The organism is Campylobacteraceae bacterium (genome assembly GCA_013215945.1).
In the GTDB taxonomy this organism is placed as follows: Bacteria; Campylobacterota; Campylobacteria; order Campylobacterales; family Arcobacteraceae; genus NORP36.
Genome location: JABSOM010000012.1, coordinates 88,103 through 112,652, shown reverse-complemented (window position 1 = coordinate 112,652; position 24,550 = coordinate 88,103). Strand labels below are relative to the sequence as shown.

Annotated in this window: 23 protein-coding genes; 18 read left to right on the top strand and 5 right to left on the bottom strand. The window is 27.5% G+C overall.

The window, feature by feature from the left end; all coding sequences use genetic code 11:
- Nucleotides 1–195: 195 nt before the first annotated feature.
- Nucleotides 196–1,086, bottom strand: coding sequence for a hypothetical protein (locus tag HRT41_12700; protein ID NQY24884.1), 891 nt, complete (start codon nucleotides 1,084–1,086; stop codon nucleotides 196–198).
- 92 nt (nucleotides 1,087–1,178) lie between these two features.
- Complete coding sequence (locus HRT41_12695) at nucleotides 1,179–1,556, bottom strand: DUF302 domain-containing protein (GenBank protein NQY24883.1); 378 nt, start codon at nucleotides 1,554–1,556, stop codon at nucleotides 1,179–1,181.
- A gap of 81 nt (nucleotides 1,557–1,637) precedes the next feature.
- Between HRT41_12695 and HRT41_12690 the strand changes: the two genes are divergently transcribed.
- From HRT41_12690 to HRT41_12680, 3 genes are all read left to right on the top strand, one after another.
- A complete protein-coding gene (locus HRT41_12690; GenBank protein ID NQY24882.1) occupies nucleotides 1,638–2,576 on the top strand; it encodes a methyltransferase domain-containing protein in 939 nt (312 codons plus the stop codon).
- A gap of 290 nt (nucleotides 2,577–2,866) precedes the next feature.
- Nucleotides 2,867–5,377, top strand: coding sequence for a cache domain-containing protein (locus tag HRT41_12685; protein ID NQY24881.1), 2,511 nt, complete (start codon nucleotides 2,867–2,869; stop codon nucleotides 5,375–5,377).
- Nucleotides 5,378–5,655: 278 nt separating this feature from the next.
- Nucleotides 5,656–6,792: an FAD-dependent monooxygenase gene (locus tag HRT41_12680; GenBank protein NQY24880.1), complete on the top strand. Its 1,137-nt coding sequence runs from the start codon at nucleotides 5,656–5,658 to the stop codon at nucleotides 6,790–6,792.
- Nucleotides 6,793–6,945: 153 nt separating this feature from the next.
- On the opposite strand, the gene HRT41_12675 is transcribed toward HRT41_12680, so the two are convergent.
- The gene (locus HRT41_12675; protein NQY24879.1) at nucleotides 6,946–8,172 is read right to left on the bottom strand and encodes a HAMP domain-containing histidine kinase; all 1,227 of its coding nucleotides are present in this window, start codon (nucleotides 8,170–8,172) and stop codon (nucleotides 6,946–6,948) included.
- A gap of 504 nt (nucleotides 8,173–8,676) precedes the next feature.
- On the opposite strand from HRT41_12675, the gene HRT41_12670 reads away from it, so the two are divergent.
- The 7 genes from HRT41_12670 (at nucleotide 8,677) to HRT41_12640 (ending at nucleotide 14,515) form a co-directional block, all read left to right on the top strand.
- A complete protein-coding gene (locus tag HRT41_12670) occupies nucleotides 8,677–9,672 on the top strand; it encodes a GGDEF domain-containing protein (GenBank protein NQY24878.1) in 996 nt (331 codons plus the stop codon).
- Between the two features lie 406 nt (nucleotides 9,673–10,078).
- Complete coding sequence (locus tag HRT41_12665) at nucleotides 10,079–10,501, top strand: disulfide bond formation protein B (protein ID NQY24877.1); 423 nt, start codon at nucleotides 10,079–10,081, stop codon at nucleotides 10,499–10,501.
- On the top strand, nucleotides 10,502–11,149 hold the full coding sequence (locus HRT41_12660) for a thioredoxin domain-containing protein (GenBank protein NQY24876.1): 648 nt from the start codon (nucleotides 10,502–10,504) through the stop codon (nucleotides 11,147–11,149).
- 2 nt (nucleotides 11,150–11,151) lie between these two features.
- The gene (locus HRT41_12655; protein ID NQY24875.1) at nucleotides 11,152–11,718 is read left to right on the top strand and encodes a TlpA family protein disulfide reductase; all 567 of its coding nucleotides are present in this window, start codon (nucleotides 11,152–11,154) and stop codon (nucleotides 11,716–11,718) included.
- 122 nt (nucleotides 11,719–11,840) lie between these two features.
- Nucleotides 11,841–13,856 (top strand): PAS domain-containing protein, encoded by a 2,016-nt coding sequence (locus tag HRT41_12650; protein ID NQY24874.1) that lies wholly within the window; start codon nucleotides 11,841–11,843, stop codon nucleotides 13,854–13,856.
- Between the two features lie 10 nt (nucleotides 13,857–13,866).
- On the top strand, nucleotides 13,867–14,139 hold the full coding sequence (locus tag HRT41_12645) for a hypothetical protein (GenBank protein ID NQY24873.1): 273 nt from the start codon (nucleotides 13,867–13,869) through the stop codon (nucleotides 14,137–14,139).
- Between the two features lies 1 nt (nucleotide 14,140).
- Nucleotides 14,141–14,515, top strand: a complete 375-nt coding sequence (locus HRT41_12640; GenBank protein NQY24872.1) for a S24 family peptidase — start codon at nucleotides 14,141–14,143, stop codon at nucleotides 14,513–14,515.
- Here HRT41_12640 and HRT41_12635 read toward each other — a convergent pair.
- Nucleotides 14,512–15,372, bottom strand: coding sequence for a GyrI-like domain-containing protein (locus HRT41_12635; protein ID NQY24871.1), 861 nt, complete (start codon nucleotides 15,370–15,372; stop codon nucleotides 14,512–14,514). The genes HRT41_12640 and HRT41_12635 overlap by 4 nt on opposite strands.
- A 107-nt stretch (nucleotides 15,373–15,479) precedes the next feature.
- Here HRT41_12635 and HRT41_12630 point away from each other — a divergent pair, with 107 nt between their 5' ends.
- The 8 genes from HRT41_12630 (at nucleotide 15,480) to HRT41_12595 (ending at nucleotide 23,170) form a co-directional block, all read left to right on the top strand.
- Complete coding sequence (locus HRT41_12630; GenBank protein ID NQY24870.1) at nucleotides 15,480–16,562, top strand: PLP-dependent aminotransferase family protein; 1,083 nt, start codon at nucleotides 15,480–15,482, stop codon at nucleotides 16,560–16,562.
- Nucleotides 16,563–16,744: 182 nt separating this feature from the next.
- On the top strand, nucleotides 16,745–18,043 hold the full coding sequence (locus tag HRT41_12625) for an NCS2 family permease (GenBank protein ID NQY24869.1): 1,299 nt from the start codon (nucleotides 16,745–16,747) through the stop codon (nucleotides 18,041–18,043).
- Between the two features lie 9 nt (nucleotides 18,044–18,052).
- Nucleotides 18,053–18,499, top strand: coding sequence for a phosphoribosyltransferase (locus tag HRT41_12620; protein NQY24868.1), 447 nt, complete (start codon nucleotides 18,053–18,055; stop codon nucleotides 18,497–18,499).
- Between the two features lie 64 nt (nucleotides 18,500–18,563).
- A complete protein-coding gene (locus tag HRT41_12615; GenBank protein NQY24867.1) occupies nucleotides 18,564–20,768 on the top strand; it encodes an MBL fold metallo-hydrolase in 2,205 nt (734 codons plus the stop codon).
- 86 nt (nucleotides 20,769–20,854) lie between these two features.
- On the top strand, nucleotides 20,855–21,166 hold the full coding sequence (locus HRT41_12610; protein NQY24866.1) for a hypothetical protein: 312 nt from the start codon (nucleotides 20,855–20,857) through the stop codon (nucleotides 21,164–21,166).
- 105 nt (nucleotides 21,167–21,271) lie between these two features.
- Nucleotides 21,272–21,631, top strand: a complete 360-nt coding sequence (locus tag HRT41_12605) for a DUF423 domain-containing protein (protein NQY24865.1) — start codon at nucleotides 21,272–21,274, stop codon at nucleotides 21,629–21,631.
- Entirely contained in the window at nucleotides 21,615–22,415 is an 801-nt protein-coding gene (locus HRT41_12600) for an ion transporter (GenBank protein NQY24864.1), read from the top strand. The genes HRT41_12605 and HRT41_12600 overlap by 17 nt, the downstream gene beginning before the upstream one ends.
- A complete protein-coding gene (locus HRT41_12595; GenBank protein NQY24863.1) occupies nucleotides 22,412–23,170 on the top strand; it encodes a hypothetical protein in 759 nt (252 codons plus the stop codon). The genes HRT41_12600 and HRT41_12595 overlap by 4 nt, the downstream gene beginning before the upstream one ends.
- Here HRT41_12595 and hemN read toward each other — a convergent pair.
- Complete coding sequence (gene hemN / locus HRT41_12590; GenBank protein NQY24862.1) at nucleotides 23,167–24,531, bottom strand: oxygen-independent coproporphyrinogen III oxidase; 1,365 nt, start codon at nucleotides 24,529–24,531, stop codon at nucleotides 23,167–23,169. The two genes, HRT41_12595 and hemN, sit on opposite strands and share 4 nt — an antisense overlap.
- Between the last annotated feature and the right edge of the window lie 19 nt (nucleotides 24,532–24,550).

The following is a 24,550-nucleotide window of genomic DNA, read 5'->3' as shown; positions in this document are numbered from 1 at the left end:
GAATAGAGCAGCACGGTAGCTCGACGGGCTCATAACCCGTAGGTCACAGGTTCAAATCCTGTTTCCGCAACCAAAAAATTTAATCTCCAATATATTCAAAACACAATCAATTTAATACTAAATATATTTTTAAAAGATCTACTCTTAAACAATTAATATGTTTATAGCAAGCTATAAATGCTTACTATAAGATTTTTATTGATAATTAATGTATGTGGGTTGTATTTGTATTTTTCTGCTTCCTATAGCTTCTAAACCAAGGATTTGTTTGGGAGTCATTAAGGGTTTGATATCTGCATTATAAAAGATCTTAAAACCACTACTTGCAACTAAAGAAGATGTTTCATTGAATAAACCATTATAGATTTTAATTTTTGAACCAGCTTGTCCATGTCCATCAATATTATAAATCAAATTAATCTTTTCATAATTTTTAACAGAGTCTTTTTCTCTTAACATTCTTTTATGAAACATATGTACAATAAGATTTCTTTTTTCTTGTATATTGTTTTTTTCTAAATAATCATTCATAACTTCTTGTGCAGCATTTAAATCTTTTCCAAAAATATGACCAATATAACGTCCTGGCGGATAACGTCTGTGAGTAGGTATTTTAAATTCTGGATCAATAGCTAAATGTACATTATCATACTTAAGATATTTAAGAACAGGAAGTACCGCTTCTAAAGGTGTTTGTGTTCCCAGTTGTAAATCTATTATTACTGCAAAACCTTCTTCTTTTGCAGCTTTTATATACTTCATTACTGTTTTCTCACCCAAATTCAAGATATAATCATTATCATTTCCTGGATCTTTTGTTGCCAGTGCATAAATTAAATGAAAAGCCATTTTTACATTAATACTATTGTTTAATTCCTCTGAATAGTATTTTGACTTGTTTTTCATTTTAACAACCAGTTCTTTAATACTACTTTGCCCAAGTATTCCAAGGGATGCTGTATTTGGACGACCATAATAACCTACTAATACTTCCTTTTTTTCAAGAAGAGTATTGGTATTATTTGCTAAAACATTTGGTAAATATAGTGCACTTAAACCAAGTGCAATGCATAAGATTTTTTTCAAGTAAATAACTCCTTTGTAATTTTTTTATTATACTAAAGTAATGTTGATATCTCACAAAATAATTAAATTTTATTTCTATGTTTTATTATTCTTTATTTTGACAAAGATATGATTTCTAAAAGTATTTTTTCTATTTCAAGTGCTTTTTCTTTTAAGTCTTTATTTAATAAAGGAATTAATTCAGATATTTTTAACATAGATATTTTTGTCGTATTTTCATCTTTGTAAATGGATATTTTACAAGGAAGTATCATGGATAGTTCCATATCTTGATCTAAAATTTCTTTTGCATAGTCTGGATTACAAATATCCAATACCAAACATTCTTTTTTAAAATCTTTTCCTTTACTTATCAGCGTTTCTTTTATATTATGTATGTGCAATACCCCAAATTTAAACTGTTTTACTGTTTCTTGGATGCTTAACGATACTTCTTCTACACTTTTCTCTGATTGGCTTGTATATTTCATTTTATGTCCTAATATTGTAATGGTCTTATCTTATACTACTTTTCATGTTGAATGGCTATAATTTCAAAAACAAAGTATGAAATGAAAAAATTTACCAATGAAAGTATGCAAGATATACTTATTTATTTAAAAGCTAACAATACGAGTTCTATTGAAGTATTAAATCCAGACGCAGCGCTTGATGCTCATGCAGGACAAATAATTATTAAAGAAGGTATTACTTATGTGTATAGATCTTATAAAGCATGGAATGATCTAGCGGAAGTACTGTTTTGTAAACTTCTTACACCTAAAATCATAAGTACATCTACAATTCTTTTGTCTTTTCACAAATTAGATCTTGAACAGTCTTTTCACAATGACAAAAATCTTAAACTAGAGAAATATGGAGAGTCTTCTTCTTTTTCTTTAATTAATAAAAATGAAGAACCTTCTTATATTAATACTTATGTGGAAGCCCTAAAAAATGTAAAAGTACATACACGAAAAAATATTTTAAATCTTGGGGTAAACAGAGCAGATGAATTTGAAGTTATTTCTAAATTATTAAACAAAGAAGATTTTGATAAATTAAAATTAGTGGGAGTTGATTTTTGTCCAAGTGCAATAAAGATTGCAAAAGATAGATTCCCTTCTAATGCTGTTTTTCATACTCATGATATAAATGATTTAAAAAGCTTAAACTTAGAAAGAACAGACTTACTTATTAGTATTGGCACTTTACAAAGTTCAAGTTTAAACTTTAAATTACTTTTTATGTCTTTGGTTCAAGAATATTTAAATAAAGATGGGGCCATAATACTTGGTTTCCCTAATTGCAGGTGGATGGGTGGAGAAATGATTTTTGGTGCAAAAGCAAAAAACTATTCTTACAGTGAGATGTCGGTTTTACATAAAGATATCTATTTTTGTAAAAAGTACTTACAGCAAAAAAAATTTAGAGTAACACTAACAGGCAAGAACTATATATTTTTAACTGCTACTAAAATAATTAAAACTCAAAATACTTCTTTAATTTAATTATTATTTGATGTAATTAAATATTATTTATTTAAGTTTATTGTTTTATAAGTGGTAGGATTGTTGTTCTTTAAATGTGATTAATAACTTAAATAAATGTTAAAAGTCATTCTCAAGTACTATAATCTGCATCTTCTTGATTGTTAATACTTACTTTAAATGTCATTATTAAAATAAGTATTGATAATTTTTACTAAAAATAATTTTTAATTTTAAATTAACAAAAATAATGTTTTAATTGTAAACAAATAGTAAACCAGAATCAACAGTGGCTTACTAAAGGATCAAAAATGTTCAAATCTGTCTCAATTAAAGCAAAATTACTTATTATTGTAATTTCTTCCATTGTTGTTGTTTCAACTATTACAATTATTCAATCTGTTATTTCTTTGCAAAATACATCTGAAATTGTAATTAAACAATTTGAAGAAGAAGCCTACAAAACAAAAAAAGAAGAATTACAAAATTATGTGTCTTTAGTAATGAAAACAATTGAATCTTATGAAAAACGTACTTCTAAAGAAAAAGTAAAAGAAGAAGTAGAACTGTATTTAAAAGACCAAACAAAATTTCTGTTGTCAATTATGGAAGGTGAATACAAAAAATATCACGGAACCATGGATGATGAAGAATTAAAAGAGATTATTAAAAGTGCAGTTGAAGCAACAAGATATGGAAAATCTGGATATTTTTGGATTAATGATTTGGATGCAAAAATGGTTATGCATCCAATTAAACCTTCTTTAAATGGTAAAGATCTTTCTGCTTTTAAAGATAAGGGTGGAAAAAGAATTTTTTGGGAATTTGCTCAAATTGGAAAAAATAAAGGTGAAGGTTTTGTAGATTATTTATGGTCTAAACCTGGTTTTGATGAACCCCAAGAAAAAGTATCCTTTGTAAAACTGTTTAAACCTTATAATTGGGTAATTGGTACAGGTGAATATGTTGATAATGTAACAGAGCGTCTTCAAAAAGAAGCCTTAGTAGCAATATCGAATATGAAATATGGAAAAACAGGTTATTTTTGGATAAATGATTCTAATCATGTAATGATTATGCATGCTGTTAAACCTTCTTTAAATGGTAAAAACTTAAAAGACTTAAAAGATCCTAATGGAATATATTTATTTCAAGAAATTGTAATAGCAGCCAATGCTAAAGTAGAAGGTGGAGTAGTAGCTTATTCTTGGCAAAAACCAAAAGAAGAAGAAGCAACTAAAAAATTATCGTACGTTCAGAAATTTGAAAAATGGGATTGGATAGTTGGAACGGGTGCTTATATTGATGATATTGAAGACAGAGTTACATTAATGAAAGAAAAAACTTTTATGGCCATAAAAGATACAATAATTACCAATATTATCATTATCTTTTTTATTATGATATTACTTGCTTTTATTATGGCAATGATTTCTAACAAAGTAATTTTTCAACCTCTTCAAAGATTCCAAGAGGGTTTATTAAACTTTTTTAAATACATTAACAAAGAAAATAAAGAAGTTTCTCATTTAGATGACAGTTCAAATGATGAGATAGGAACTATGGCTAAGATAATTAATGAAAATGTTGTAAAAACAAAATCTTTGATGGAACAAGACGCAGCATTAATCAATGATGTTAAACGAGTAGTTCAAAAAGTTAAAGAAGGTCATTTAACGTATAAAGTTGAAAAATCAACACAAAATGAAGCTTTACAAGAGTTAAAAGTAATTTTTAATGAAATGCTTGAAAATGTTGAAGAAAATGTTGATGGAGATATTAACAAAATAACAAGTTTATTGGAAAAATATACAAAATTAGACTTTACTTCCACCATTGATAATCCAAGTGGAAAAGTATCTAAAGGTTTAAATGATTTGTCTATTATTATCAACAAATTATTATTAGACAGTTTAAAAAATGGTTCAACGCTGGAAGAAAATGCAAGCAGATTATCTGCTAATGTTACTTCTTTAAGTACAAGTTCTAATGCCCAAGCAGCTTCTTTAGAAGAAACAGCAGCAGCACTAGAAGAAATTACAAGTACTATTATTCATACTACAGATAACATATCAAAAATGGCAGAATATTCAAATGAATTAAAAGAGTCTATTGATTCTGGGCAAAAACTTGCAAGTTCTACGGTTGATTCTATGGATGAAATTAATTCTCAAACGCAAGCTATTGCAGATGCGATTACTGTTATTGATCAAATTGCATTTCAAACAAATATCTTGTCTTTAAATGCAGCTGTTGAAGCAGCAACAGCAGGAGAAGCTGGAAAAGGATTTGCAGTGGTTGCTCAAGAAGTAAGAAATCTTGCAAGCAGATCAGCAGAAGCAGCAAAAGAAATAAAAGATTTAGTAGAAGCAGCAACTGTTAAAACCAATCTTGGAAAACAAAGTGCTGATAAAATGATAGAGGGTTACAATATTTTAAATACAAATATCAAAAAAACAACAGAAACGATTAATGATATTGCTTTATCTTCTAAAGAACAACAAACAGGTATTGAACAAATAAACGATGCTATTACTAGACTTGATCAAGGTACACAAGAAAATGCAGCAGTTGCTAGTGAAACAGCTCTAATTGCAGAATCTACAAGTTTAATGGCTAAAGGTATTGTTGATCAAGCAAATGAAGCTGATTTTATTGGAAAAGGCAGTGTTGAAGTACATACCGAAACTCTTGCTCCTAAAAAAGTCATAGAAGAAAGTTTACCTGTTAAAAAATCTCCTAAACCTTACAGAGTAAAAAAAGCAGAACCAAGAATTATTAAAGAAGAAAAATCGGATGCAGATGAATGGGAAAGTTTTTAAACTTTCCTTTTTAGTATAACAAATCATATAGATTCTCATTAAACCGCTATATTCCACTCTTTATAAATATATGCTAAAACCTTCTTCTTTAGTTCTTTTTACTAAATGAAGTTCTGGTATTAGTTCTAATACTTGAAAATCTATTGTTTTATTCATAACGCTATGCCTTCTTTGTTAAGTACCTGTTCTGTATCTTTTATTATCGATTTCATTTTTGATGTCTTTTATAATATTTTTAGTTATAATTTTCAGCAATAATAAAACATGAAGGTCAATGTATGAATCAATACAAAATTTTAATTGTAGGTGCAGGAATTATAGGTACATCTTTAGACCATGCGCTTTCTAAGCAAGGTCATCTTACTACTATAATTGAAAAAGTAGAACAATACAGTATTGAAGGTGCAGGAATTTGTCTTCCTGGAAATGCAATGATTGAACTTAAAAAGTTAGGCTTTTCTAAAAAAATCATGGAGGCTGCCCATCAAGTTTTCGATATCGAGTATGCTTTAAAAGATGGAAAAACCTTAAGTAAAACGTCTCTTATTGAAAAACCTTTAAACCAAGCTCCCTTCGTTTCTTTAAGCAGAAATAAATTGCTTGAAATTATTAGAGAAGAATCGAATAGTCAGGTGAAATTTAATACCACAATTTTAACAATGAAAAATTCAAATAAAGGTGTGTCAGTTTTATTTTCTAATGGGGACACCGAATATTTTGATTTACTTATAGGTGCCGATGGAATTAACTCTCAAATACGAAGTTTAGAATTTACAAATACAACTATTTTAAAACCTGATATTACTAATTGGAGATTTACAGCAAGAATGAATACGACTGATAAACATCCTATTTATTATTTAGGAACAGATAATGCGTTTATGATTTATCCAATGGGAGATAATACAGTATATTGTTATGGTCAAACTACTGATAAAAATGGGTATTGGCATAAAAAAAATCCTCTGAATGCCTTATCTGAGATATTTAAAGATTATTGTGAACCAGTAAGTAAGGTCTTGAATCAACTTTCTGACTCATCTGAAATAATTACGGGAGAATTGAAATCTGTAAGTACTATTGAAGCAGTCAATAAACGAGTTCTTCTTCTTGGAGATGCTTTGCATGGATGCCCTCCTACGTTACAGCAAGGAGTTGCTTTGGGATTGGAAGATGTAAATTGTCTAATAAGTTTATTAAAAGAGAACTCTATTTGTGATACTTTAAGTAAGTTTGAAAAAATAAGAAAACCTCGTATTGAATGGGTTCTTAAAGAATCAAATCAAATTATAAAATTAGCATCAATGGGAAACTATTATTTAGGACGATTATTACGTAATTTTATTATCCGTAAAAAGGGTCCAGTAAATGTTTCTGGTTGGCGTAAATTAATGTCTGAAAAAGCGTATTCATAAAATTAAATTTATGAAAAATTAATAGTATATGTTCAATCTGGGGTAGTATAAAATAACTCCTATTCTAAAATATAAAATTATCTAGTAAATTATCATGAAATAGATACAAAATATTTATATGTTAAAAGATTTTAAATTTTATATAAAACCATTCTATTCGCAAGGGAATTCAATAATAAACTCGGCGCCATTTTTAAGATTGGGAGTACATTTTATTGTTCCATTAAGTTGTTTATTTATTAAGTTATAAATTAAATTTAATCCTAATCCTTTATTTACGCTTTTACAGTTAGTTGTAAAAAAAGGATCAAAGATTTTATCAATGTTGTCATTCTTAATTCCTTTTCCATCATCTTTGTAATTAAGTATTATGTTATTATTGACTTTTTTATAATTTATAATAATTTCTCCTTTTTGTTTGTCATCATAAGCATGCATAATGGAATTACTAATTAGACTTGTAATGACTTGTGAAAATACCCCAGGGTATGACTTTATTGTAATATTCTCACTTGAAGTTATCGTAATATTAATGTTTGTATTTTTCATAATAGAATTCGAACTAATTAATACTTTTTCTAAGTATTCATTAATATTAAATTCTTTTCTTTCTTCGTTCAGTTGATCCCGGCTTATTTCTTTAAAACTGTTTATTATTTTAACTGATTTATTTAAATTGCAATATAATAAATCACTAAGCTCAAGGGATGAATCCAAATAGTTTTGTAAATCCTCTTCCGACATATGTTCATGATTAAGTTTACTTTTTAAATTTGTTGTTAATTCTTTTAAATGTGTAATACTTGTTAGAGCAATTCCTATTGGAGTATTTATTTCATGAGAGACTCCTGCAAGTAAATTTTCAAGTGAAGCAATTTTTTCAGACTTAAATATTTTTTTATATAAAGAGATGTTTTTTAAGTCTTCTTCAATAATGTTTTTAAATGCATTTAACAAAGCTATTTGCTCTTCATTATACGTTCTCTCTATATTATCTAAAACACATATAGTTCCAAAAGGTTCACCTTGAGCTAAATTAATGGGAAGGCCCAGGTAACTAATCATATTTAATTTAATATCGGGATTATTCTTCCATCTCAGGTCAGTTAGCGCATTTTTTACATTAAGTATACTTTGTGTTTTAATAACATGCTCGCAATATAATCCAGAATTATAGAAAAAATCATTATCTCCTTTTTTATAAGGACTATTTTCATCCTCACTACTGATGAAAACTTCTATTTTATTTTTATTAAGCCTCATTATTAATGCAGAAGGTAAGTTTAACAAAGAGGATAACAAATTAATTGTTTTTTGCCATTTTTGTAATGTTTGTGATTCTATATCAAATACAGAATATATAGTGTCTTTATCAATCATTTTAATCTCCAGTTATTCAGTAAATCCTAAAAATACACTCTATAGTATTTGAATCTTTACAAAAGTAATATCTTAAAATTACTTAACTATCTGGTCCACATCTTAATAATTTATAACTTAAGATAAAATCATATAAATACCATTTTAACTATATATTAGCGTAAGTAAGTGCTACTTCTTTGTTATAAAAATAAATTAAACAATAATTTTAATTGCTCTTCGATAATTTTTGTTAGTACTAGAATTATTCAGGAAATTAAGGGATATAACTACACTCATCAGGACAAAAAAAATCTTGTTAAAAAATATGTACGTGTATTTTTTAAAAGTACAGAAGTCTCATTCATATAATAATTATATCTTCCTTTCTTAGCTTGTAAAAAATGTTTGCTAAGGAAATAGTTGTTTAAAATATAAAATTATTTGTTTGATTTAGTCTTATGTTATAATTTATAACAGTGAAAATGCCACTAAAGTAATAAATTCAAGAAAGAGAGGATGACTATGCAAAAACTTAAAGTTGATTCATACGAAGTTCTTAAATCAATGATGGAAATAACATCTCCTCATTTAGGGAAAAAGTTTCTTCAAATTATTTGTGAAGAACTCAAGAAATTATTTTGTGCAGATTTAGTCTTTATTACACATGCAGTGGAAATTAAGAATACAAAAAATGTCAAAGTCTTATATTCAACTTTAGAAAATTTTGTAGAAGAGTTTAACTTAGATGATACTCCCTGTCAATTGGTATATAATAATAATGTTGTATTAATAAAAGAAGATGTTTATTTAAATTTCAAGGCCAGTAAAAAAAGTAAAATGGAAAGTTTTTTGGGACTGCCTATTCATAATGATCAAGGTGAATGTTTTGGACACGTCGCTATATTATCTTATAACAAAAGAGATTATCATGAACAAATGATAGAAATTGCAAAAATATTTGTCTTAAGAATTGAGGCTGAAGCTAAACGAGAGATTTTAGAAGCAGAAAATGAAGAAATCAAAAAGAAACTCTATCTCCAAAGTATTAGAGATGATTTGACGAAATTATATAATAGAAGATACTTTACATTAAAAGGTGAAGAAGTTTTTATACAGGTCAAACGAAATGATCAAGTGGCCTCATTAATATTTTTGGATATAGATAATTTTAAAACAATTAATGATGCTTGTGGACATGAAGAAGGAGATTTTGTTTTAAAAACTTTAGCAATAGTATTTCAGCAAGTAAGTCGAACAGATGCAGATTATATTTTTAGAACGGGAGGCGAAGAGTTTGCAATAATCGTTATGAATATGAACCTGGATCAATTAATTTTTTACACTAAAAGTTTACAAAGTGAAGTAAAAAAACAATTTTTAAATAAAGAATACAAAGTGACCTTTTCTGTTGGTATTTCAAACTTTAATGACTTTACTTCTTGGCAAGAAGTGTATAAAAATGCAGATGATAAAATGTACAAAGCAAAGAAAGCAGGAAAAGACTGTTTTATATGTTAATTAACTTTTAATTCCAAATAAGTAGTTTGTGTATTTTCCTCCGCATTCATTAATATTTTCTTTTCATAATTTGCAGTTTGCTACAAACTTTTAATTTGACAGTATTTTTTTATATCTTCGAGTTCTTTTTTATAAAGGCTAATCATTTATTTATTTATTTATTTTGGAAAATTCTTTTACGTAGGGCGATTGTATTCCATTTTGTTATGAGAGGGTGTGTTGATTTTCTGTCACTATTGTATATATAAGTTAAAAAAAAAGATATAAAAAATTATATTCACTTTATAAAGAGGGAAGTTTAGGGTTTCATTTGTTTATTTTATTAATAGTTTGTTAACTTAAAATAGATAGAATTTTATATCTTAATTGAATAAAATTCTTATTTAAAAACTATTAAAGGAAAATCTTGAATCCTAAAATACTACCTTCAAATATTGTATTCTTTTGTTTTCTAATTGCATCCATAGCTACGCTTGGTTCTTTGTTCTTCTCTGAAGTAATGGAGTTTGTTCCTTGTTCTATGTGCTGGTATCAAAGAATCTTTATGTATCCCCTTGTGCTTATTTTTCTTATGGCTTTATTGTATCCAGATGATAAACTGTTTAAATATGCAATGCCTCTTGTATTAATTGGTTTATCTTTTAGTATTTACCATAACCTATTGATGTTTGGAATAATTCCTGAAAGTATTGTTCCTTGTGTACAAGGTGTTCCTTGTTCAACTGAGTATATTAACTGGTTTGGTTTTATAACTATTCCTTTTTTATCTCTTATTGCTTATGTTAGTATTTTTCTAGCGTTATATATTTCTAATAAAAAGGTTTCTTAAATGAAAAATAAAAAAATTGTATTTATCTCTTTAATTCTTTTACTGGCAGGTTTTTTTGCTGTAAGTTCGTTTTATAAACAAAGTAAAGTAGAAGAATTGTCTTCTATGTCAAGTGATGGAGCTCCTTTTATTAGAGATCATTCTCCTGTTTTTGGAAATAAAGATGCAAAAGTGACTGTTGTTGAGTGGTTAGACCCTGAATGTGGTTCATGTAGAGCTTTTCACCCTGCTGTTAAAAAAGTATTGAATGAATATAAAGATGAAATAAAATTGGTTATAAGATATGTTCCAAATCATAATAACTCAGAATTTATGATAAAAGTTTTAGGCGCTGCAAAACGTCAAAACTTATACAATGAAGTACTTGAAGTTATTTATTATTACCAACCAGTTTGGGCAGATTATAAAAATCCAAAACCAAAATTAATATGGTCTTATTTAGAAAACGTTAAGGGTTTAGATATTGCACAATTAAAAGAAGATTTTAAAGACCCTATTTTTATTGATCACTTAAATTTAGACAGAATTGACGGGCAAACTTTAAAAGTAAGAGCAACACCTGAGTTTTTTGTAAATGGAAAATTATTAGTAGATTTTTCTTATAAAGGTTTATTGAATCTGGTTGAATCTGAAATATATAAGAACTAATAATGAAAATTTTATTTGCATCTTTGCTGGCTTTACTGTTTTTAACATCTTGTAGTGATTCTAGTAATAATGAAGCTGCAGTTGAAGTGTCTTTTGATGAAAAAAAAGAAAAAAAGCGTGAAATAAAAAATGAAAAATTTACTTTACTTACGACTAAAGGTGAAAAAATTGATATTGAGATGTTAGGTAATTCTCTTATTTCAAAACAACTAAATGGGAAAGTAGTTCTAATTAATTTTTGGGCTACTTGGTGTCCTCCTTGTATAAAAGAAATGCCTTTGTTTAATGAAATGTATGAAAAATATGGAGATAAATTTGAGATAATTGGTGTCTTGTATGAAAGAAATAAAGATCCCAAAGAATTAGAAGCTTTTCTTACAAAACATAAAATTAAATTTCCAGTTACTGTTTCTTCTTCAAACTTTGATTTTGCCAAACGTATTGGAAATGTTCAAAGAATACCTGAATCTTTTTTGTATTCTAAAGATGGAATTTTTATTGAACGTTTTGTAGGTATTGTTGATGAAGTTGTTTTAAAATGGAATATTGAACAAAATAAGGATGAATAAGTAGTTTTTCCTTTATTTTGTTTCTTTCTTTTCCTTAATAAAATTATTTTTCCAAAAAAACTTTATATTTATCTTATCATCAATATTATATGTTAAAATTATTGATGATAAAGGTAAGGTAAATGATCAATAAAGAAATAATAATATCTTCACTCTTTGCTTTAACACTTTTTTCTCTTGGTTTATTTTTAATTAACAATAACAGTGAATACTGGGAAAAAAAGATCACTGTTTTATCTCAAAAAATTCTTCAAACACAAGTTCTTATTTTAGAAAAAGCAGTTAGCAGAAGTACTTCCAGTGCAATTATACTAGGTGCACATGTACATACTACAGATGGAAATATGGATGATTTTGAAGAATACTCTAAAATGATGTATGATTCATTAGGTGGAATTACAAATTTGCAATTAGCACCCAATGGAGTGGTTACAAAAATATATCCTCTTAAAGGAAGTGAAAAAGCAATTGGACACGATATCTTTAATTCTAATAATAGAAAAAAAGAAGCTTTTCTTGCTAAAAATTCAAAAGAACTTACACTTGCTGGCCCCTTTTCTTTAATCCAAGGAGGAGTAGCTATTATTGCAAGGTACCCCGTTTATTTAGATGTCAAAAAGAATTCACGTGGGGTAAAAAATCATAATAGTTATGGTGCTTTTTGGGGATTTACTTCTGTATTGATACTGTTAGATGAGTTGATAAAAAACACTGATTTAAATTCTTTAAAAGAAAAAAATTATGAATTTAGATTATGGCGTTTTCATCCAAATACTAAAGAAATCGATGTGTTTTTTGGTAAAAAAGTATTAGAAGGTAAACACATTTTATCTAAAGCAATAAAAGTGCCTAATGGTACATGGTATTTAGATATTGTTTATATGGGTTCTTCTATTTCGAACAGTCTTTTATTTTTCACATACTTTTTAAATGTTTTAATATCGTTGTTTTTGTCATATTCTTTGTATTTATTGCGTAAACAACCACAAAAATTAAGACTGTTAGTTGCAAAAAAAACCAAAGAATTAAATACTAAAAATAGAGAGCTTGAAAAAGAACATTTTAAATTAAAAAGATTGAGTAATGCGCTTACGTATAACAGTAATGCTATTTTTATAACAGATGCACAAGGACATTTTGAATACGTTAATGAATCCTTTGAAAAGACTACTGGTTATACACTTGATGCTATTTTAAGAGCCAAAAATTTTGTCTTTTCAAATAAACTTAAAAGAATTACTGCTATTAAAGATACCTGGACAGGAGAGGGCAGTTATTATAAACGAAATGGCGAAAAATTTTATGCACTTACGACTGTTTCAGCTATTAAAAACTCAAAAGATGAAATAACATCTTATGTGGGAGTGAGTCAAGATATCAGTGAAATAAAAAAACAAGATCAAAAAATAAAAGAAAAAGAAATGTTACTTATACAACAAAGTAAAATGGCTGTTATTGGGGAGATGTTTGAGAATATGGCACATCAGTGGAGACAGCCCTTATCTGTGATATCTATTTGTTCAAGTAATTTAAAACTTTTAAAAGAACTCGATACTTTGGATGACAAAGAGTTTTATAAAAGCTTAGATAATATTTTTAATAATGCTTTATATTTATCGGATACAATTGATGATTTTAGAAACTTTTTTAAAGAAGATAAAAATACAAAGAACTTTAAATTACAAGATGTGATTGAAAAAACAATGACACTTTTAGAAGCAGAGTTAAAAATATTAGATATTACTGTTATTAGCCAAGTTGATGATATTGATTTATATGGAATCCCAAATGAACTTATTCAAGTTTTTATGAATATTATTATAAATGCTAAAGAAGAGTTATTAAAAGTAGATTGCAAGAAGTATATTTTCATAGATGCGTATATTGAAAAAAACAATGTTATTATTGAAATTAAGGACAATGCAGGGGGTATTAAGAATGCTATTATTAATCACGTATTTGATTCGCATTTTACCTTCAACAAAAAAGAAGGTACGGGAATTGGTTTATATATGAGTAAGTTGATTGTTGAAGATAATATGAATGGAAAATTAAGTTTAGAAAATAAAAGCTTTACTTACCAAGAGAATGAATACAAAGGTGCAAACTTTAAAATTTCTATACCTCAAACACTATAAAGGAAAACATTTGGAGCAAATATTATTTATAATTGTATTTACAATGATTGGAATTTTTTTGTTTTATTTTACAAAAAAAAATACAAACATAAAACCAAGCCACATTAAAAAAGATGAACTGATATTCTCTTATGAAAAAAGAGTAAAAGATTTTATTTCTAAAAAACACTCAAAAGAAGAAAAAATACTTTTAATTAAAACAATACATAAAGAGTTGCATAATAATATTTTTTTTGATGATGAAGAAACAAAACAAATTATGCTAAGACTTACTTCTTTATAATATGGAAAACTTAATTACGCTGGAATATTATAATCAAAGCTTAAAACAAAAAGAAGTTTTACATTTTTCACCTTCTTTATTAAAAGGAAAACCACGCATTTCTTCTTTATTTGTAATTAAGCTTGATGGTGAATCTATGCAAGACTTGATACAAGATAAATCCTTGCTTGTAGCTTCTTTGGATGTGGATACTCTAAGTGATGGGTGTTTATATTTACTTGATTATGAGAATAGGCTTTGGCTTAAACAAGCAAAAAAAATCAAAAATACGTTTGTTTTTATAAGTATAAATAAAAAGTTTTCACATTTACTTTTTAAAGAAGAAGACATAAGAGTAGTTGCCAAAGTTTTAGCAAGTTTTACTTCTTATTCTTAGTAGATAACTTTTACTGGAAGATAAAATTCTAAATCAAACTCTTTTTCTTCTGAGGTAAAATGGTTTTTTTTGAAAATACTATAGGCTGGATTTGTTTTTGCTTCATATCCTGAGTCTGGTAACCAAAAATGATAAACATATCGTATAAAATTCAAGATGTCCCCATACACGCCCTTAAAGCTAAAAACAGCACATAAACTCTCTTCAATAACAAAAGTAGATAACATTGTATTTTCATTGGGTGATATTTCTATACATGCAACGTAAGAACAGTCTTTTAAGGGAATAATAGTTGGATTGTCATGGTAAATAGCTATTTGTCTTTGTTTTGTAATATTATTCTCATAAGCAATTGCATTTAATTTCTCCCACGTTTTAGAAATATTATTGTTATAACCCTTATGTCTAAGATAGGTACACAAAATGGAAGGTGTTATTTTGATTTTTACTTCCAGAGCATCAAACTTTTTATTGTTTTGGAATTTTTTTAATAATGAAGCTGAATATTCTTTATACTTTTCTTTTCTCCATTCTTTTGGAGAATAAAAAAACATTTTTTTAAAGGCTTTTATAAAAGAGGAATGGGAAGAATAACCGCATTCATTTGCTATTTCTAAAATACTAGAGTAATTATTTGTAATAAGTAAATTGGCAGCTTTTTGTAAGCGTATAGATCTTAATTCAAAAAAAATAGTATTTTTACTCTCTTCTTTGAAAATACGATGAAAATGATATTTTGATAAAGAAGAGAGTTTTGCTAACTCTTCTAAAGAAATATCCAAAGAAATATTCTTATATATATAATAATACGTATTATTGACAATTTTTTGCCGGTATTGTTTTGTTTCTTTTTTCATAAAAAAGTATAGCATAAATAGCAATATGGAACAATTATTTAAGTAATAAGAGTAAAGAATATTTTTTTATTTTTCATTATACTTATGAAAAGAAAAAGGATAAGAAAATGCAAAGGTCATATATAAGAGAAATACTAGATTGTATTAATAAAGATACAATCTCATTTGCAGGGGGTTTACCTTCAAGTAATAATTTTCCCCTAAAAGAAATTCAAGAAGCAAGCAAAGAAGTATTAAAAAATGAAGAAGTTTTACAATATATGGGTTCAAGCGGATTATTAGGCTTAAGAGAACAAATAGCTTTATGGTATACAAATATTTTGGGTTTTAAAACAAAAGCCAGTGAAATTTTAATTACAACAGGAAGTCAACAGGCTTTTGATATGATTGGAAAAACATGCATAAAAGAAGAAGTTATTGTACAAGAACCGTCTTATATTGGTGCTTTAAATGCTTATAAATTATTGGGTTTAAAATTAAAAGGATTTAAAAATATATCTTCTTTGAAAAATGTACTAAAAGAAAATAATGCTTTGTATTTAATGAGTACCTTACAAAATCCCAATACGACTTCGTATAATCAAAAACAAAAAGATGAGTGTTTATTACACTTAAAAGAATCAAAATCACTTTTAATAGAAGATGACGCGTATATGTTCTTACGTTTTGATGGAAAAATCAATACCCCTATTTCTTCTTTTTATGAAAAGTCTTTTCATTTAGGGAGTTTTTCAAAAATTATAGCCCCTGGACTTAGAGTAGGGTGGATACGCGCAAATGAAAGTTTATTAGATAAGGTTATTATTGTTAAAGAAGCGCTGGATTTACATACTTCTTCTTTATCTCAGTACATTATTTCTTCCTATTTAGAAAACAATGATATTTTTGCTCACTTAGAAAAAACAAAAAAAGACTATAAAAACAAAATGGAATTTATGGCTTTGTGTTTAAATAAATATATACCAAGTTTTCATTTTACTAAACCTGATGGGGGTATGTTTATATATGGTAGTTTTGAAGAAGATTCTTATCTTATTGCAAAAAAAGCTTTAGAAAAAAATATAGCTATTGTACCAGCGAGTGTTTTTTATTATGATAATAGGCAAAGCAAAGAAGCACGTTTTAATTTCTCAAATGCAAGTATAGAGGAGATTGAAAAAGGCATAAAAATCATTGCAAGTTTGTTATAGAATCTAATTAATTGCTCACAAATAACTAGCAAAGAAGTTTATTTGAGAAGTAAAGTAAAATTATTATTCAAAATTCTTAATAATTTTAACTTTTAATTACCTTGTTATTTTGATTTAGATATAATCCAAGCTTTCTTAAAATAAAAATATGCATTTCGCATACAAACAAAAGGGTGTCTTATATGAGTCTTTTTAAACTTAACACACACGGTACGAACGTGAAAACAGAGTTTACAGCCGGTTTTACCACATTTTTAACCATGATGTACATTGTTCCTGTAAATGGATTTATTCTTTCCGATGCAGGTTTACCTATGGGTGCAGTTATTACTGCAACAGCAATTATTACTATTCTTGCAACATTATTTTCAGGTCTTTGGTCTAATACACCCGTTGCAATGAGTGTTGGTATGGGTCTTAATGCTTACTTTACTTATGGTTTGGTTCTTGGAATGAAAATTCCTTGGGAAACTGCTTTAGGAATTGTATTTATTTCGGGTGCATTGTTTACCATCTTGTCCTTTACTAACTTTAGAGTTTGGATAATGACTTCTATTCCTATGGATTTAAGACGAGCAATTTCTGCTGGTATTGGTACGTTTATAGCTTTTATTGGGTTAAAGAACATGGGTATGATTGTTGATAATCCTGTTACTTTAGTACAATTAGGTGATTTTTCGGACTCAAATGTATTATTAGGTGCTCTTGGTTTGGTTTTGGCATTTTCTTTTTATGCTTATAAATTAAAAGGTGCGTTTATTTTCTCAATAGGAATTACTTCTGTTGTTGCTTGGACTCTTGGTTTATCTGCTGTACCAACTGAGTTCTTTGCTCTTCCTGCTTCAATAGCTCCTATTGCTATGAAACTGGATATTGTGAGTGCGTTTACTTTGGCTTTATTCCCTGTTATTATTACTTTTTTAATTACAGATATGTTTGATACTTTAGGTACTCTAACTGGTATTGGAACAAGAGCTAACTTATTTCAAGAAAATGACAAAAATGATAAATCATTACAAAAAACGCTAGAAGCAGATGCATTTGCAACTGTTGGTGGAAGTTTATTGGGTGTTTCAACAACTACGTCATTTATTGAAAGTGCTTCTGGTGTAGAAGCTGGTGGACGAACAGGTTTAACAGCTGTTTTTACTGCAATGTTTTTTGTAGCTACTTTATTTATGTTGCCTTTATTTAAAGCAATTCCTGGAAATGCAATTTTCCCTGTACTTGTAGTTGTTGGAGTTCTTATGTTTACAGAACTTGGAAAAATTAATTTTGAAAAAGCTGGTTTTGCTACAGGTGCAGCTGCTTTTTTTATTGTTTTATTAATGCCTCTTACTTTTTCAATTACTAATGGAATTGCGGCTGGTTTTATGGTTTATACGATTATTAAAGTTGCTAGAAAAGAATTCAGCGATTTAAATATTGGAATTTTAGCAATTACAGCGATTTCTTGTTTAGTTTTCGTACTACAAGGATAAGAAGTGGAAATAGAAAAATATTATTATTCATACGATGAATTTAGAGAAGACACTCAAATCTTAGCAGATAAATGTAGAACGTTTAATCCTGATGTAATTTTAGGAGTAGCAAGAGGTGGTTTAACCTTATGTCATCTTATAGCTCAAGCCTATGATATAAGACATGCTTTTAGTATTAATTCAATTCATTATAATGGAACACAAAAACTAGATACTTTTGAAATCTTTAATATCCCAGATATGAGCAAGAGTAAAAGAGTATTAATTGTTGATGATATTGTAGATTCAGGTGAAACAATGAGAGAAATAATTAAAGTTCTTTGCCATAAATTCCCTGATACTGAATTTAAGTTAGCGACTATATTCTACAAACCAAGTGCCGTTATACAGCCTGACTTTGCTGTTAAAGAAGCTACAAAATGGATTGACTTTTTCTGGGAAGTTGATATAAAATAATTTTATTGATTTTATTTTAATTTTTATGTATACTAATCAATAAATCTCTTTATTGGTTAGGTACATGAAATATATACAAAAAACGGAAGTTAGTTTAGGTATCTTTTTTATTGAAATAAAAGAAGCCAAGTTAAAAATTCTTTGTAGCTCTCCTGAAGATGTTGTTAAACATCTTATTTCAAAAAAACACATATCAAAAACAGAGCATGGCGGCGTTATTTATGAGACGGGCCCCAATGCGATTTTACTAAATGACTTAAATGTTCAAAACCTATCTTTTACGAATCTTTGTGAATTTCCTGTACTTCAAATGTTATACAGACAAGGTATGATAATCCCCAATCATCCCAATAATGACGGTCATAAACCCATGTTAATCGGATCTACTTTGCAAGTTGATGCTCAATGTGAGTATATTTTCAAAGGAAATTATGGCTTAAGAACTATAGAAGAAATAGAGTCCTGTGGTTTAAGTAAAAAAGAAGCCAGTGACCTTATGAAAATAAAGATCAAATTTGCTTTTGGAAAAATCAAAGAAACAAACGAACTTATTGAAAAAAAATACTTAAATGACAATATAAGAATTGAAATTAAAAATGAAGTGTATATGAAAAGAATTTCATTTAATATTTTTGAAATAAGCTATAAAGATGAACATGTAATTGTTGATTTAAATTTAGAAGCATTAGCTGAATATAAGTCTCCTTATAATTTGGGTTTTTATGATATTAAAAAAGATTATTTTTCTGTAATTCATTCAGGACAAGGAGATGGCTGGGCGCTTAATTCTCCTTCCATGTCTTCTGTTATAACCTACCAAGGAAAAATATATCTAATTGATGCGGGACCTAATATTAAAGTGATTTTAAATGCTCTTGGAATAGGTTTAAATGATATAGAAGGTATTTTTCATACCCATGCCCATGATGATCATTTTGCAGGTCTTACCACACTTTTACAAACAGATCATAAAATAAAGTACTATTCTACAAAACTGGTGCGCCTTAGTGTATTTGAAAAACTGTCTTCTTTATTGTCTATAGAAAAAAGTCAATTTGAGAACTACTTTGATTTCCATGATTTAGACTTTAATACCTGGAATGATATTGAAGGTTTAGAAGTAAAAGCTGTTTTATCTCCTCATCCAATAGAAACAAATATTTTATTTTTTAGAACTTTTTTTGAAGTTGATTATGTATCTTATGCCCATTTAGCTGATATTTCTTCTTTTAAAGTCTTGGATTCAATGTTAGGGGAAAATGGTGTTAGTGTTTCTTATATTCAAAAAGTCAAAGATGCCTATTTAACAAAAGTTAATTTAAAAAAGCTAGATATTGGTGGAGGTATGATTCATGGAGATGCAAAAGATTTTGAAAATGATCAATCTTCTAACATTATTTTAGCGCATACAGAAAAACAAGAATATTCTCAAATTCAAAAAGTAATTGGCTCAGAAGCTTCTTTTGGTTCCGTAGATGTATTGGTTTCTTCTAATAAAGATTATTTAAGAAGAGATGCTTTCTCTTATGTAAGAGATGCTTTTGATGAAGTTTCTATTCATGAAATTGAGCGTTTATTAAATTGTGATATTGTTACTTTTAATCCAGGCACCATTATGTTAAAAGAAAAATCTGAACTGAAAGAGGTATTCTTAATTTTATCAGGAACAGTTGAAAAAATTTCTATGTTTGAACAAGTTTCCAAATATATTTATTCTGGCTCTTTTATTGGAGATGATATTGCTTTAATAGATGATTTACCAGAAAATACGTATAGAACAGATTCTTATGTAAAAGCTTTGGTAATTCCAAAATCTGTGTATATGTATTTTATTAAAAACAATTCTTTAGAAGAATCTTTAGAAGATAAAATTACAAAACATGACTTATTAAACCGATTTGATATTTTTTCTGAATCCTTGTCGTATCAAGTACAAAGTAAAATTGTTAAAAGTTTTACTGTTCTAGGATTTTTAAAAGGTGAGAAAATTACGAATACAAACGATTGTTTAAATCTTGTTATAAAAGGAAGTGTTAAAAAATGTTTGGAAAAAAACAAAGAAAAATATGAAACAAATATAATTCATGAAAATGACTTTTTTAATGAAGAGAATATTTTAGAAGAAAATGCTTTATTGTATGAATACAGTGCACATACAGATGTCGAAGTTTATTCTATTCCTAAGGATATTATCTTAAATATCCCTATTGTTTATTGGAATTTATATAACAGATATCAAAAATATGTAGGAAATAGTTATAATATATAGCTAAAAGCTATATATTATTATTTTTTTATATCTTTTTTATTGCAAATTGATTATAATAAGAAAAATATATAAATAATGGATGAAAAATGACTTTTATTGATTTTAAAAAACTACTCTTAGATGCGGAATTAAGTATTCCTAAATTCACTGACGTAATCAAAGTAAGTGAGAAAAATATACAAGCGTATAAAAAGAAAAAAGAAGTGCCCAATGCTATTGCTTCTATTGCAGCATGTTTTGCTTATATGAATAAAGAAAATATTGATTACAAAAGTTTAATTAATGAACTAAATCTTGTAAAAAAAGAAAAAAAAGGTTCAGGTTTCTCTTCAAAAAAGAAAGAGAAAAAAGAAAAGAAAGAAAAAAATCTTCCAGAAGAAAATAAAATATCCTCATAAATCATTAATTGTTTTTAGCTATAATCCCTTTAATATTAATTATATTAAAGGACTAATTTGAAAATTACGAATACTACAAAGTTTATACTTCTACTAGCAAGTTTTATGATGGCAATAAATATTATTCTAGGTGCTTTTGGTGCACATGCGGTAAAAGATATTTTAAATGAATATTATTTAGCTATTTATCATACTGCTGTATCGTATACTTTTTATAATATATTGGGTTTATTTGCTCTAGCGTTTATCTCAATTCTACTTCCTAATTCTAAAAAAATCAAAATAAGTGCGTATTTTATTTTTATTGGAACCCTTGTTTTTGCTGCTTCTTTATATGCTTTGGTTTTTTTAGAAAAAGCAATTTTAGGTGCAATTACTCCTATTGGAGGAGCTTTAATGATTATTGGTTGGTTTATTTTATTTTATGCCATTTTAAAGGACTTAAAACTTGAGCCCATTAAATAGAATAATTAAAATTAGGGACTCAAGGGCCTTTTCTAATCTAACAACCATTATCATTCTATTATATGCTTGTGTTCTTGGTTTTAAAACCCTTGGTGATGTTGAGAGCTCTTATTCATTATTCTTAGTGTTTGCAGATTATTTTGTTACTATTTATTTTGTTTTAGAATTGGCAATTAAGATGGTATCTGAAAAGAAGTTCTCAAACTTTTTTAAATCAGGTTGGAATCTATTTGATTTTACTATTGTTTTTATAACCTTATTACCACTTCAAGGTTCTGATTTTGCAGCAATTGCAAGATTAATGAGGGTCTTTAGAGTATTAAGAGTATTTACCTCACGTCCAGAACTTAAAAAAATAATTGATATGTTAATTAAAGCAATTCCTTCTATTATTGATATTGTTATTTTAATGTTTATCATATTTTATATTTATGCCATTATTGGAAATTTCTATTTTGAAGCTTTGCCTTCTGGTTTATGGAGTGATTTTTTAGTATCTATGCTAACGCTGTTTAGAGTACTTACTTTTGAAGACTGGACAGATGTAATGTATGAAGCTATGGAAGTACATCCTTGGGCTTGGATTTATTTTGTTTCTTTTATTATAATTGCTGCTTTTGTATTTTTTAATCTTTTTGTTGCTGTTATTATTGGCGAAATGCAGAAACTCCAAGATGCAGAATTAAAAGAAGAACTTCATGAAGATTCAAAAAAACTGGATATTTTAATTACAGAAATGCAGGCATTGAGGCAAGAAATAAAAGAACTAAAAGAGAATAAGTGAAAAACTTTTCTATTCTAGGCTGTGGTTGGTTAGGTCTTGCTTTAGCTAATAGTATCAAAAAAGATTATCATTTAAAATGCAGCGTTAGCTCTTCTTTTAGTTTTGAAAAACTAAAAGAAGAAGGTTTTGATGCGTATTTACTTAACGATAAGAATTTATCTTCTTTGGATGATTTTTTAGCTTGTGATATTTTATTTATAAATATTCCCCCTTCTAAAGCTGAAAACTATTTACTTTTATTAGAAAAAATTTATAAACAAATTCCTAAAAAAACTAAAGTGATTTTCATTTCTACTACTTCTGTTTATCCGAAAAAAGAAGGGGAATATAAAGAAGATTTTACTCTTTTATTTGATAGCTCTAATCTTGCATTATGTGCAGAAAAACAAGTCGCTAAGAGAACAGATCTTATTTTTAGATGCGCTGGGTTGATGGGCTACAATAGAATCGCAGGAAAATATTTTAGCAATAAAACCCTTACTTGTGCCAAGGAAAAAGTAAATTATGTACACAGAGACGATGTAATAGGTGCTATCAAATATGCACTTAAGAATGATTTAGAAGGTATTTATAATCTTTGTTCACCTCTTCATTTATGTAAAAAAGAAATATACGATTATAATGCTAAAAAATATGACTTTTTAAGCGTACATTTTTCAACTAAGAAAGACTATAAAAATCGAATAATAAGTAGTGATAAACTTAGAAAAGAAGGTTTTTCTTATCTTTATTCATCCCCCAAAGACTATATTTAAATAGTCATTGAAAAAAGTTTTGTTTGTGGTTTAGCATGTATTAGATGTTTATCAAAAGCCATACAAATATTTCTTATAAAAGGTCTTGCATTAGAAGGAATACTTAAACCATCTTCATTTATATCTACAAGACCATCATTTTGCATTTCCTCCAATAAAGCTAAGGATTCTGCCAAACTTTTTATATAACTTTCTTCATTGTTCCAAGTGGTTTTAAAACTGCACATAATATTTAAAATATGTTGCCTAATGGATAAATCTTCTTTACTTAATAAATGCCCTTTAAAAATAGGTAAAATACCATCATTAACTAAAGATGTATACTCTTTTATATCTTTTGCATTTTGTGCAAAACCATACCAAGAATCACTAATAGAAGACATACCTAAGCCCACCATTAAAAGTGTTTTATTAGCCGTATATCCCATAAAGTTACGGTGTAGAGTATTTTCTTGTGTTGCTTTATATAAAGAGTCTGTTTTTAAAGAAAAATGATCCATTCCAATTTCGTTGTATCCCATTTGCGCAAAAAGTTCTTTTCCTATTTCATAAAGTTCTCTTTTTATTTCATCTTTTGGTAAATCTTTTTCATCATAACCACGTTGACCAAGACCTTTAATCCAAGGTACATGGGCATAAGAATAAAATGAAATTCGATCAGGTTGTAATTCTTTTGTTTTATTTATAGTATGAATCACATTTTCTTTTGTTTGAAAAGGTAAACCAAAAATCAAATCATGGCTAATAGATTTATAACCAATTTCTCTTGCCCAAAGCGTAACTTGTTCTACTTGTTTAAAACTTTGATTTCTATGAATAGCTTTTTGTACTTTTTCATTATAATCTTGAACCCCAAAACTAACTCTTGAGAAACCCAAATCAAAAAGCGTTTGTAATTGTTCTTTTGTGGTATTCCCTGGATGTCCTTCAAAAGAAAATTCATGATTTTCATGTTTACAGGAAAGTTCTAAAATACCATCAATTAATATCTTTAAATTTTTTGAAGAAAAAAAAGTAGGCGTTCCTCCACCTAAATGCAGCTCTTTAATAATGGCTTTTTGGGGAAATAAAGCAACATACAAAGCCCATTCTTTTAGAAGTGTCTGAATATAGTCTTCTTCTTTTTCGTGTTTTTTAGTAATGATTTTATGACAGGCACAAAAAGTACATAAACTCTCACAAAAGGGCAGGTGAATGTATAAAGAAATTCCTTCTTTTTCATTGCTTTTTATAAAAGATTTTTGAAAAGAACTGGTCCAATCTTGTATAGAAATACCTTCTTTATCCCAAAAAGGAACAGTAGGGTAACTGGTATATCTAGGGCCTGGGATATTATATTTTTGAATGAGTTGTTTTTGCATGTTTAACCTAAGTGATTAT

Bases quoted from the DNA above. Each gene is read 5' to 3' on its own strand.
- HRT41_12695 (NQY24883.1), bottom strand. From the start codon at position 1,556: ATGAAATATACAAGCCAATCAGAGAAAAGTGTAGAAGAAGTATCGTTA.
- HRT41_12690 (NQY24882.1), top strand. From the start codon at position 1,638: ATGAAAAAATTTACCAATGAAAGTATGCAAGATATACTTATTTATTTA.
- HRT41_12685 (NQY24881.1), top strand. From the start codon at position 2,867: ATGTTCAAATCTGTCTCAATTAAAGCAAAATTACTTATTATTGTAATT.
- HRT41_12680 (NQY24880.1), top strand. From the start codon at position 5,656: ATGAATCAATACAAAATTTTAATTGTAGGTGCAGGAATTATAGGTACA.
- HRT41_12675 (NQY24879.1), bottom strand. From the start codon at position 8,172: ATGATTGATAAAGACACTATATATTCTGTATTTGATATAGAATCACAA.
- HRT41_12670 (NQY24878.1), top strand. From the start codon at position 8,677: ATGCAAAAACTTAAAGTTGATTCATACGAAGTTCTTAAATCAATGATG.
- HRT41_12660 (NQY24876.1), top strand. From the start codon at position 10,502: ATGAAAAATAAAAAAATTGTATTTATCTCTTTAATTCTTTTACTGGCA.
- HRT41_12655 (NQY24875.1), top strand. From the start codon at position 11,152: ATGAAAATTTTATTTGCATCTTTGCTGGCTTTACTGTTTTTAACATCT.
- HRT41_12650 (NQY24874.1), top strand. From the start codon at position 11,841: ATGATCAATAAAGAAATAATAATATCTTCACTCTTTGCTTTAACACTT.
- HRT41_12640 (NQY24872.1), top strand. From the start codon at position 14,141: ATGGAAAACTTAATTACGCTGGAATATTATAATCAAAGCTTAAAACAA.
- HRT41_12635 (NQY24871.1), bottom strand. From the start codon at position 15,372: ATGAAAAAAGAAACAAAACAATACCGGCAAAAAATTGTCAATAATACG.
- HRT41_12630 (NQY24870.1), top strand. From the start codon at position 15,480: ATGCAAAGGTCATATATAAGAGAAATACTAGATTGTATTAATAAAGAT.
- HRT41_12625 (NQY24869.1), top strand. From the start codon at position 16,745: ATGAGTCTTTTTAAACTTAACACACACGGTACGAACGTGAAAACAGAG.
- HRT41_12615 (NQY24867.1), top strand. From the start codon at position 18,564: ATGAAATATATACAAAAAACGGAAGTTAGTTTAGGTATCTTTTTTATT.
- HRT41_12610 (NQY24866.1), top strand. From the start codon at position 20,855: ATGACTTTTATTGATTTTAAAAAACTACTCTTAGATGCGGAATTAAGT.
- HRT41_12605 (NQY24865.1), top strand. From the start codon at position 21,272: ATGATGGCAATAAATATTATTCTAGGTGCTTTTGGTGCACATGCGGTA.
- hemN (NQY24862.1), bottom strand. From the start codon at position 24,531: ATGCAAAAACAACTCATTCAAAAATATAATATCCCAGGCCCTAGATAT.